Annotated in this window: 11 protein-coding genes; 9 read left to right on the top strand and 2 right to left on the bottom strand. The window is 69.0% G+C overall.

The features are described 5' to 3' along the window. Window positions 1–54 precede the first annotated feature (54 nt). Window positions 55–615, bottom strand: a complete 561-nt coding sequence (locus tag ACIBAF_RS45035; protein ID WP_399471920.1) for a regulator component — start codon at window positions 613–615, stop codon at window positions 55–57. Between the two features lie 334 nt (window positions 616–949). Here ACIBAF_RS45035 and ACIBAF_RS45030 point away from each other — a divergent pair, with 334 nt between their 5' ends. Then, complete coding sequence (locus tag ACIBAF_RS45030; protein WP_399471918.1) at window positions 950–1,789, top strand: helix-turn-helix domain-containing protein; 840 nt, start codon at window positions 950–952, stop codon at window positions 1,787–1,789. Between the two features lie 42 nt (window positions 1,790–1,831). Here the strand turns inward: ACIBAF_RS45030 and ACIBAF_RS45025 are convergent, their stop codons facing one another. Further along, window positions 1,832–2,278, bottom strand: a complete 447-nt coding sequence (locus tag ACIBAF_RS45025; protein ID WP_371659551.1) for a Secondary metabolite protein — start codon at window positions 2,276–2,278, stop codon at window positions 1,832–1,834. Window positions 2,279–2,710: 432 nt separating this feature from the next. Here ACIBAF_RS45025 and ACIBAF_RS45020 point away from each other — a divergent pair, with 432 nt between their 5' ends. The 8 genes from ACIBAF_RS45020 to ACIBAF_RS44985 all read left to right on the top strand — a co-directional run bounded on the left by ACIBAF_RS45020 (window position 2,711) and on the right by ACIBAF_RS44985 (window position 9,241). Further along, window positions 2,711–3,037: a transcriptional regulator gene (locus tag ACIBAF_RS45020; RefSeq protein WP_399471916.1), complete on the top strand. Its 327-nt coding sequence runs from the start codon at window positions 2,711–2,713 to the stop codon at window positions 3,035–3,037. A gap of 1 nt (window position 3,038) precedes the next feature. Further along, the gene (locus tag ACIBAF_RS45015) at window positions 3,039–4,058 is read left to right on the top strand and encodes a hypothetical protein (protein WP_399471914.1); all 1,020 of its coding nucleotides are present in this window, start codon (window positions 3,039–3,041) and stop codon (window positions 4,056–4,058) included. Next, a complete protein-coding gene (locus ACIBAF_RS45010; protein ID WP_399471912.1) occupies window positions 4,058–4,765 on the top strand; it encodes an ATP-binding protein in 708 nt (235 codons plus the stop codon). The genes ACIBAF_RS45015 and ACIBAF_RS45010 overlap by 1 nt, the downstream gene beginning before the upstream one ends. 117 nt (window positions 4,766–4,882) lie before the next feature. Continuing rightward, complete coding sequence (locus tag ACIBAF_RS45005; RefSeq protein ID WP_399471910.1) at window positions 4,883–5,449, top strand: WhiB family transcriptional regulator; 567 nt, start codon at window positions 4,883–4,885, stop codon at window positions 5,447–5,449. Then, window positions 5,446–6,483, top strand: a complete 1,038-nt coding sequence (locus ACIBAF_RS45000; protein WP_399471908.1) for a DUF2637 domain-containing protein — start codon at window positions 5,446–5,448, stop codon at window positions 6,481–6,483. The genes ACIBAF_RS45005 and ACIBAF_RS45000 overlap by 4 nt, the downstream gene beginning before the upstream one ends. Window positions 6,484–6,585: 102 nt before the next feature. Further along, on the top strand, window positions 6,586–6,810 hold the full coding sequence (locus tag ACIBAF_RS44995) for a hypothetical protein (protein ID WP_399471906.1): 225 nt from the start codon (window positions 6,586–6,588) through the stop codon (window positions 6,808–6,810). Then, entirely contained in the window at window positions 6,807–7,472 is a 666-nt protein-coding gene (locus ACIBAF_RS44990) for a plasmid mobilization protein (protein WP_399471904.1), read from the top strand. The genes ACIBAF_RS44995 and ACIBAF_RS44990 overlap by 4 nt, the downstream gene beginning before the upstream one ends. After that, window positions 7,472–9,241, top strand: a complete 1,770-nt coding sequence (locus tag ACIBAF_RS44985; RefSeq protein ID WP_399471902.1) for a relaxase/mobilization nuclease domain-containing protein — start codon at window positions 7,472–7,474, stop codon at window positions 9,239–9,241. The genes ACIBAF_RS44990 and ACIBAF_RS44985 overlap by 1 nt, the downstream gene beginning before the upstream one ends. Window positions 9,242–9,260: the final 19 nt, after the last annotated feature.

The raw sequence follows: 9,260 nt of genomic DNA, 5'->3' as shown, positions 1-9,260 counted from the left end.
CCACAGACCGTCAGGAACCAGCCGCTGCGACAGATCGGCACCCACGAAGAGACATCATGCCGCAGCTCGCACCATCACCACGTGAGACATCCTCTTAATGGGCTGTGCGAATAGTGCGTCCCAGCTATCCGATCCCTTTTCGGGCTGACGAGAAGGAGATTCGCGTTCTCGGTAGATGCGCTGGCGAATGATGGTCGCCATCATCTCCGCTTCGCGTTCGTCTGCCGTGGAATAGCTCGTGCGACCCGACATGCGCATCACCAGTGTGGGATTGAGCCCGATGGCGCGTGCCGTAGAGGCGTCGATCTCCAGGCTTCCAGGGTGGTCGCAGTACACATGGCACAGCTCGTGCGTGAGGATATGCCGCTGGTGATGAATCGAGGTCCCCTCCTCGTAGAAGAGGAGGTCGGACTCTGGCGTCTCCAGGCGTATGCCACACGGCGCATCGATCGCGCCGAGCGTGCTCAGAGGTTTAAGGATGATGGGCTTTCCGCGAAGCGCCGTTATCGCTTCGCGCAATTCACGGGTGCTGAAGCGGTATGGCAGACGCAAAAGATCTACCTGCTCCTCGCACCATTTGCGCAGTTGACTTTCGTCGATTTCCGGCAAGGGCATGGCAATCCCCCTTGGCCTGGGCTATACGCCATCTTGCTAGTGAACGATGGCGAAAGGATGCCAGGAGGAAGGCTGAACTCGAGCCACCCGGAACTAGTAGTTCCGGTTACGGACGGTGAGTCTTTCCGATGTGCGGTGCGAGGCGGGAGGCGACTTGCTTTGACTCTCGATCGCCGATCGCTTCTGGGTTTTGCGTCCCGTGACGCAGTTCGCGTTAGGATCGGATATCCGTTATGCCCGACTACGCTGAATGACGATCTCATGATCCGTTGACGGCGCATCAGTGCGTGTTGTGACTCATGTCATGTGATCAGGTGATCTACCATCTCGCTCCATGGACTCCCGGGGCAGGCGTGCCAGCGATGACCCGCAGGGTGAGTCCCTGTCCGAGCTGCTGCGTTCCTGGCGGAGCCGGTCGGATCCCCGTGCGTTTCCGGGGCTGATGGTGCCGGGCCGGCGGAGCGTCGGTTTGTCGCAGCGTGATGTGGCCCGTCTGACGGGCGTCAGCGAGCGCTGGTACGGCTCACTGGAGCGGGGCAATGAAGCCAACTATTCGGCGGACTTCCTCGACCGCCTGTCGTCCGTCCTGCAGCTGAGCCGCGCTGAACGCCACGTCCTGTACCTGAGGGCCATCGGACGACCGCCAGCCCTCGCCGCAGTCCCGGAGACGGACGCTGCCTCAGAAATGGACGATATCCTCCAGCAATTCCTCGACAGTCAGTCGCCCAATCCGGCCTACGTATCGGACCTGGCGTGGAATGTGATCGGCCACAACGAGCCGCTGCGCGACTGGTTTCCCTGGGCTGCCCATCAGGCCAACCTCATGCGATGGGTATTTCTCAGCAGGGAGGCCCGCGAGCAGCTGGTGAACTGGAGGGAGGACTGGGCGCGACCCTATCTGGGCCAGATTCGCTATGCCCGGGTCCATTACCCGCAAAACGAAGCTCTGCGCCGTCTGGAGCGTGACATCCTCGCGGGATCTCCGGACTTACAGAAAATTTGGGATCGCTGCGAGGTATACGAACATGCCAATGGTGGCGTGCGCAGGCTCAAGCTGCCTTGTCACCGAGGCCGGGAAGTGGTTGTTCGCATCACCGCCTTGCGGCCCATGGGTAGTGACCGACTTCGCGTGATCGTGCTGATGGAAAGCCGTAGAGGAGCCGCCAGCGGCTGATCCGCCTGTGCGGAGTCGCGCCGATCCGCGCTGAGAGGTGGGTTATTCGTCGTCAAGGAGTCCGGAGTCGCCCGAGTCATCCGGCATTCCTTCGAGACGCCGGGCTTGGTCGATGACCGCGTTCAGCATCTGCAGGCTCGACGTGCTGAGTCCGTTGGCCCGCAGGGCGACCCTGCGTACTTCCCGGTCGCGCATCGCCGCGACCACCTGAATCTCGGCACGTGTCCGCTCGGCTACCTCCTCGTCGAAGAAGTAGCCGGGGGGCACGCCGAAGAAGCCGGCCAGTGCCCGGATGGTCTGCATCTTCGGGTTCGTGTTGGTCCCGGTGCGGAGCTGCTGGATGGCACTCGCCGAGATGGCTACGCCGGAGGTGTCCCGGATGCCCTGCGATACCTCCGCGTACGTGTAGGAGCCGCGCTCCTTCGGGTGCACCTCCCTGAACAGGTAGTCGAGCAGCTCCGCGAAGGTGCGCTCGTGCTTCTCGGTCATCTCCAACCCTTCCTCATGACCACGATCCTATCCACTCCGGTGGCGATCACGTGCCTGTGCGCCCTGGCTGACGACATCGCAGTTGACGGATTGGCGCAATTGCGGTGTACGTTGGCTCCGTGTCCCGTCCAGTGCAGTGTTCCGTGCCTGGTGGGAGTGGGTGCGAAGAGGTTGGACTTGTGTCAGGGGCCGCCATATGGTTCTGGTCCCCGCACAAGCGGATCATCGGCCGCCAGGGGATCAGGAAGGGAGAGGCGATGCACGCACGGGGGCCATAGTGCCCACCAGGGTCGAAGGAGGCCGGCGCCCGGGAGCTACCAACTCCTGGACGCCGGGCCAGTGCCCCGAAGGGCACCGATTCACATCTCGCGGGCGGCGGGGCTTTTGCACGAGAACCGCCGCACCGCACTCCTACGAACAACGGAGTATCGCATGCTCGCCACGCCGAGCGGAACCCCGGCATGCCCGGACGCGGCTCGCCAGCACCGCCTCGCGGCCCAGCTCGCCGACATGATCCCCGGGGCGGCCACCGTCCGCGTCAGCCTCACCGACCCGAAGCAGGCGTGGCCCCACCCCCACGCCATCGCCAAGGACGCGGTCGGGGAGCCGATCGAGCTGAGCCGGACGACCGCCAGAGTCGCAGCCCGGTGGGTCCTGCGGGTCTGGCCGGACGTGGACTGGACCCGGCCCCACGCCTTCGACCTCGCCGCCGCGACCCTCACCCGCAGCGACCTCGCCGCTACCGGTCGGGGCCGTTGACATGGCGCGGATCCGAACCATCAAGCCGGAGGCGTTCTTCTCCGAGTCGCTCGCCGAGGTGAGTGTCGAGGCGGAGCGGACCCTCTTCGGCCTGCTGACCCAGGCCGACGACCACGGCCGCCACCGTGACAATGCCGCGATCATCGCGGGGCTGCTCTGGCCCCTGAGGGCCGAGCACACCTCGGTCCACGTCGAGGACGACCTCCAGCAGCTCGCTAACGCGGGCCTGATCTGCCGGTACACCGGTTGCGACGGCCGCCGCTACCTCCACGTCGTGACGTGGTCCGAGCACCAGAAGATCGACAAGCCCAGCCAGTCCCGACTGCCCTCCTGCCCGCAGCACCACGCGGCGGACCGGTGCGGCGTCTGTAAGGGGACCTGCACTAAGCGCACCGATGCGTCCTCCACCCCTACCCGAGGGCGCGCCGAGACTTCGCCGAACACTCCCCGCGCCCTCGATCTGCCCGCACAGCCCGCACCGGCGCCTCCCGCACCCCGAAGCGAGGGCCTGACCGCTCGAAACGACGCCCTCGTCAGCCTCGGTGGCACCCCTGACCACCCCGGCACGAAAACCGCAGGTCAGACGACATTCGCCGAAGGGTCCCCGAAGCCTCCCCGAAACCTCGGAGAGGGCTCGGCGCCTGGATCTAGGATCTTGGATCTTGGATCTTCAGTCCCTACGGGGCGCACAGCGCCCGCCGCCACCGTCTCGGCCAGCGACCTGATCAGCGAGTACGTCGCCGCGTGCGACGAGCGACCGCCCAGCGACGTGATCGGACACCTCGGTCGCATCGCCAAGAAGCTCCTCGGCGAGGGCATCGCCCCGGAGCACGTCCGCTCCGGACTACGGCGCTTCGCGGAGATCCAAGGCCATCCCAGCCGCCTGCCGAGCCTCGTCAACGACGCAATGAACGCACGGTCCGCCGGTTTGGCGCGGCCGGGGATCCGGCCTACCGTGCCCGCTCACACCGCGTGGACCAACCCGATCGACGCTGCCGCCGCCTACGCCGAGGAGCTGTGATGCGCACCCACACCCGCGACCCGCAGACCCTCGGCAGCGAAGGCGCCCTGGGCCGGATGGCCCGCATCCTGGCCGCCCGCAACATCGACCCCGGCGCCGTCGCCGCCCTGGCCGACGAGCCCGAGCCCTTCTCCCCGCTGGACGCCCTGTTGGCCGCGATGCCCCCGCGCTACCAGGGCGCGGTCGCCGACCACCCGCAGGTCCTGGACTGGGCCCGGGAAGTCGCCCATCAGGCCGTCGCCCCTAGCATCGGGGCCCGGCGGCAGGTCACCACCGGCCCGAGCCTGTTGATGGCCGGGGTGGTCGGCGCCGGCAAGACCCACCAGGCGTACGGCGCGGTCCGACAGCTGGTGCAGACCGGCGTCGGCGTGCGCTGGCGCGCGACCACCGCCGCCGACCTGTACGCGGACCTCCGCCCCAGGCCGGGAGCCGACAGCGAGCGGGAGCTGGCAGCCGTCAGCCGCTGCCCGCTGCTGATCATCGATGACCTCGGCGCGGCCAAGGCGTCCGAGTGGGTCGAGGAAGTGACCTACCGGCTGATCAACCGCCGGTACAACCACATGCTCCCGACGCTGATCACCACCAACCTGGCGATCAAGGACCTCCGGGCCTACCTCGGCGACCGCGTCACGAGCAGGCTCGCGCAGTTGACCACCCGGGTCGAGTTCGAGCCGGTCGACCGCAGACGCCACCGCACCGCCGCCTGACCCACCGCAGGCAGCCACGCCGGGCCGCGCCTCCAGCGCGCCGCCCCATGCACCTCCCGACCCAGCGCACCCCTCCGCCGACGCCCCTGCGCGCGGAGAGTGATCGGAGCAACCCGCATGACCCCCACGACGATCAGCCCTGCCCGCCACCGGTCGCTCGGCGACCACACCTGGCAGGACCAGGCCGTCTGCCAGAGCACCGAGTACAACCCGGTGGACCCCGAAATCTTCTTTCCCGAGCCAGACGAGACCGCCAAGATCACCGCCGCCAAGTCGCTCTGCGGCCAGTGCCCGGTCCGCCGCACCTGCCTGGATGCCGCCCTGGAAGGCAGCGACACCCACGGCATCCGGGGCGGGATGACCGAGGAGGAGCGCGAGCCGCTTCACGAGAACCTCGCGAACCGTCTCGACTACAGCCGGGTCAACGCCACCGTCGCCGGGCGCGACCTCCACCTCACCAAGGCCGAGCGCCGTGCGGTCGTCCACGCCGCCTACCGCCACGGCATCACCGAACAGCGCCTGGCCTGGCTTCTGAAGATCACCGAGGAGCACGCCCAGAAGCTTTACCGCGAAACCCGCCGAGCCCTGCGCAACCGAGACCTGGAGCAGACCACGAAGACCACCCCGCCCCCCGGAACCGACGGCGAGCGCCTGGGCCGCGCCGATTTCGGGACGGCGGCGTGAGCATCGCGAGCGCGCCGAGCACGGCGCATGTCACCGGGTGGGACCGCGCGGTCGTCATCGCCCTCGGCGGTGCGGGATGCGCCCTGTCGTATGACGCCCTGCAGCAGATGGCCGTCGCCATCCACGTCCGGGGCATGTTGACATACCTCTTCCCCTTGGTGATCGACGGGTTCATCGCTTACGGCATCCGCGCTCTGCTGGTCCTGCGCGACGCACCGCTGCGAGCCCGGCTCTACGTCTGGACGCTCTTCGGCACGGCTACCGCCGCCAGCATCTGGGCCAACGCGCTGCACGCGGTCAGGCTCAACCAGGAGACCGACTCGGACACCGGGCTGCGGCTCGGAGACACGGTGGTCGCCGTGCTGTCCACCATCGCCCCGCTCGCCCTGGCCGGAGCGGTCCACCTGTACATCCTCATCGCCCGGGGGCCGGTCAAGGACAGTGACCGGAGTGACCGCGACGACCTCGGTCAGGCCAGTCACCCCGGTCAGCCCGAGCGCATCGCGGTCACTCGGACTGACCGGGCCGGTCAGCAGCAGCCGCAGCCCGGTCAGGTCAGCGCCGGACAGCCGGATACCGCCCTGACCGACCGACCTCGTCTGTCCCTGCACAAGCAGACCCCGGCCGCCCGGACACTGACCGGGGACAGCGCCGCGGCGGACAGCACCAGCCTGGACACCGGTCACCATGACCGGGGGCTCAAGGCCGCTGGCCTGGGCGGACAGCCGGACACCTCCCCGGCGGTCAGTGACCGGTCGGCCGACACCGAGCCGGTCACCGGTCTGCCGGACAACCTCCCGCCGGTCACTGACCGGGACACCCGGACAAGCGGTGACCGGCGAGCTGACCCGGACACCGAGGAGCTGCTGGAGATTGCCCGGTCAGCGGTCAGGGCCGAGGACAAACTGACCCGCAAGGTGGTCGCCCAGGCGATCCGCGGTCAGCAGATCCCGCTGTCCAGCGACACACTGACCGCCCTGATGGTCCAGCTCCGCCAGCAGCACGGACAGTCGGTCACCACCTCCCGGAACTGACCGCACACCAATGGGACGGGTGACCAGCCGGACACATCGGCCGGTCACCCGCCCATGGACGCGTGCCCCACGACCTCCTGAAGCGAACCGGAGAGCACTGCCATGCGTACGAACCCCGCCACGCCGGCCGAGGTGGACTCCTGGCTGAGCGTCCTGTACCAGCGCGGCCACCTCCACCGCGCCGAATCCGGTCCTGACAACACCTGGACCGTGCAACGACGCCGACACAGCCGCCCTTGGACCCTGCACCACCCGGTCCTGGCCATGGACTGGATCGAGGAGGTCGTCCGCGACATCCACCAGCAGGACGCGGAGACGAGCCGGTGACCGCCAACGACCCGGCGGCCACCACGTCCGGACCGCAGCGTGACCCCAACACGGCTCCTGGCGGAGCAAGTTGTCGCATACGACGGTCCTACGGCCCGTCGTATGCCCTTGCCCCCGCCCAGGGGGGCGGGGGAAGTCTGGCTGGTCCCCGAGCGAGGGCGCTCGGGGACCAGCCAGACTTCCGGCACCAGGGGGCGCCGGTCGCAGGGGCAGAAACAGACGACCACGCCCCGCGCGAGCAGCAGAGTCCGAGCCAACCTGCGTTCCCCGACCGCAGGCCGCGCCGACGCACCCGCAACCCGAGCCAGCGCACCCACAAGATGACCACTCGCCTTTCCGACACTGAGAAGACCGAGATCACCACCGCCGCCAAGCAGCGCGCCGTCACCGTCGCCCGCTTCCTCGCTGCTGCCGGCCTCGCCGTCGCACGCGGTTCGACCACCGCGCACACCAACGAACAGCTCGACGCCGTCATCGACGAGTTGGCCGCCCTGCGCACCGCCATCTCCCGTGTCGGCAACAACATCAACCAGATCGCCTTCGTCTACCACGCCGGAGGACAGCCCCGCCCCGGCGAACTCGACCACGCCCTCACGACCTTGACCCGCGTCCTGGCCCGCGTAGACGACGCGGCCGACGCCCTGGTGCAGAAGCGCCTCTGATGATCCCCAAGATCCGACGCGGCTCACGCACCCACGGCCTGCTCGTCTACCTGTACGGCCCCGGCAAACGAGACGAGCACACCGACCCCCACCTCGTCGGCAGTTGGGACGGCTTCGTCCCCGACCCCGGCCGCGACAACAGCCCCGACCCGGACCCCAAAGTCACCCTGGCCCGGCTCGCTGCGGCCCTTGACCTGCGGGTCAAGCAGGCCGGCGACAAGGTGCCGGCCCAGCACGTCTGGCACTGCTCGGTGCGTACCGACCCCGGCGACCGGATTCTGACCGATGACGAGTGGAACACGGTCGCTCGCCGCCTGGTCCACGCCGTCAACCTCGCCCCCGAAGGAGATCCGGACGGCTGTCGGTGGGTCGCGGTGCGCCACGCAGACGACCACATCCACATCCTGGCCACCATGGTCCGAGGCGATCTGCGCCGCCCGAGGATGAACTACGACTTCAAGAAGGCCCAGGCCGAATGCCGCCGCATCGAACAGGAGATGGGCCTGCGCCAGCTCAAGCCCGGCGACGGTACCGGAGCCAAGACGCCTACCAGCGCCGAGCGCTTCAAAGCCGAGCGGACCGGCCGCCCGGAGACACCGCGCGAGACGCTGCGCGAAGCCGTCCGCCAGGCCGTTGCCGGAGCCGCCAGCGAAGCTGAGTTCTTCACCCGTCTTCGCGAGGCGGGCCTGCGCGTCAAGCTCCGGCACGCCCCTTCCGGAGACGTCCTCGGCTACACGGTCGCAGTGCCCGGTGACCGCAACCGCGACCGCGAGCCGGTCTGGTTCGCGGGCTCGACCCTTGCCCCCGACCTTTCCTATCCGAAGATCCAGCGTCGCCTTGCCGACGGAACCGCCGACGCGATCACGACGCGGGAAGTCGACAGCGGCCGATCGGACTGGTCGCCGTCCGCCCGGGGACGACGCACCGCCACCGGGATCGCCGAGCGCGCCGCGATCCTCCTGGACAGCGACGACGACGATGCCGCAGCCCAACTCGTAGGAGTCGGCGAACTCCTGGACGCGGTCGCCCAGACCTCTCCGGCCACCATCCGCACCGAACTTGGTGCTGCCGCTCGCTCCTTCGAACGCGCCACCCGCAGCCACGTCCGGGCCGAACGAGCCGACACCCGGGCGATCCGCTCGGCGGCCCGAGGCATCATCCAGGCCGGCGGCGCGCTCGGCCGTGGCGAGGACGGCGGCACCACCGCCATGCTCGTCTCCACGCTGGTCCTGGTCGCACTGGCCGCAGCACGCTGGCACTCCGCACGCGGTCACGCCCAGCAGGCCGAAGCCTCCCGGCAGGCCGCCGAGCACCTGCGCGCCGCCTACCGCCATGCCGCCGCCGCACCCATGCAGGTCATGCGCGACCAAGGTCGCGCCCTGCCCGAAGCCGAGCGCCGCACCTACGAGACCACCATCCGCGCAGCGCTCCCCGACAGCGGTCTTCGTACCGACGCCGAGACGACCACCGACGCCCTCGCCGCCACACTGGCCCAGGCCGAGCGGGCAGGCCACGACCCCAAGACCCTCCTGCAGGAGGCCATCGAGATGCGCGAACTCGACACCGCCGAGGACGTGAACGACGTCCTGGTCTGGCGACTGCGCCGCCTCGCCCAACTCCCCGCCCACCCGGGCGAAGCTGGCCACCCCCCGCAGGCTGGCGCCGACCGATCCAAACCCGCGCCCAACCGAACCGGCACCCGAACCGCACCCCCGACAGCGACCCGTCCCGCCGCATCGGACCCGCGCAACCGCCCGCCGCGCCGCTGACCAGCCGTCCGGCAGGCTT

Source organism: Streptomyces sp. NPDC051677 (assembly GCF_044453465.1).
Lineage (GTDB): Bacteria > Actinomycetota > Actinomycetes > Streptomycetales > Streptomycetaceae > Streptomyces.
This window is presented reverse-complemented; position numbering and strand designations above follow the sequence as displayed.

Coding starts and splice junctions, on each gene's coding strand:
- ACIBAF_RS44995 (WP_399471906.1), top strand. CDS start 6,586: ATGCGTACGAACCCCGCCACGCCGGCCGAGGTGGACTCCTGGCTGAGC.
- ACIBAF_RS44985 (WP_399471902.1), top strand. CDS start 7,472: ATGATCCCCAAGATCCGACGCGGCTCACGCACCCACGGCCTGCTCGTC.
- ACIBAF_RS45010 (WP_399471912.1), top strand. CDS start 4,058: ATGCGCACCCACACCCGCGACCCGCAGACCCTCGGCAGCGAAGGCGCC.
- ACIBAF_RS45030 (WP_399471918.1), top strand. CDS start 950: ATGGACTCCCGGGGCAGGCGTGCCAGCGATGACCCGCAGGGTGAGTCC.
- ACIBAF_RS45025 (WP_371659551.1), bottom strand. CDS start 2,278: ATGACCGAGAAGCACGAGCGCACCTTCGCGGAGCTGCTCGACTACCTG.
- ACIBAF_RS45035 (WP_399471920.1), bottom strand. CDS start 615: ATGCCCTTGCCGGAAATCGACGAAAGTCAACTGCGCAAATGGTGCGAG.
- ACIBAF_RS45020 (WP_399471916.1), top strand. CDS start 2,711: ATGCTCGCCACGCCGAGCGGAACCCCGGCATGCCCGGACGCGGCTCGC.
- ACIBAF_RS45005 (WP_399471910.1), top strand. CDS start 4,883: ATGACCCCCACGACGATCAGCCCTGCCCGCCACCGGTCGCTCGGCGAC.
- ACIBAF_RS45015 (WP_399471914.1), top strand. CDS start 3,039: ATGGCGCGGATCCGAACCATCAAGCCGGAGGCGTTCTTCTCCGAGTCG.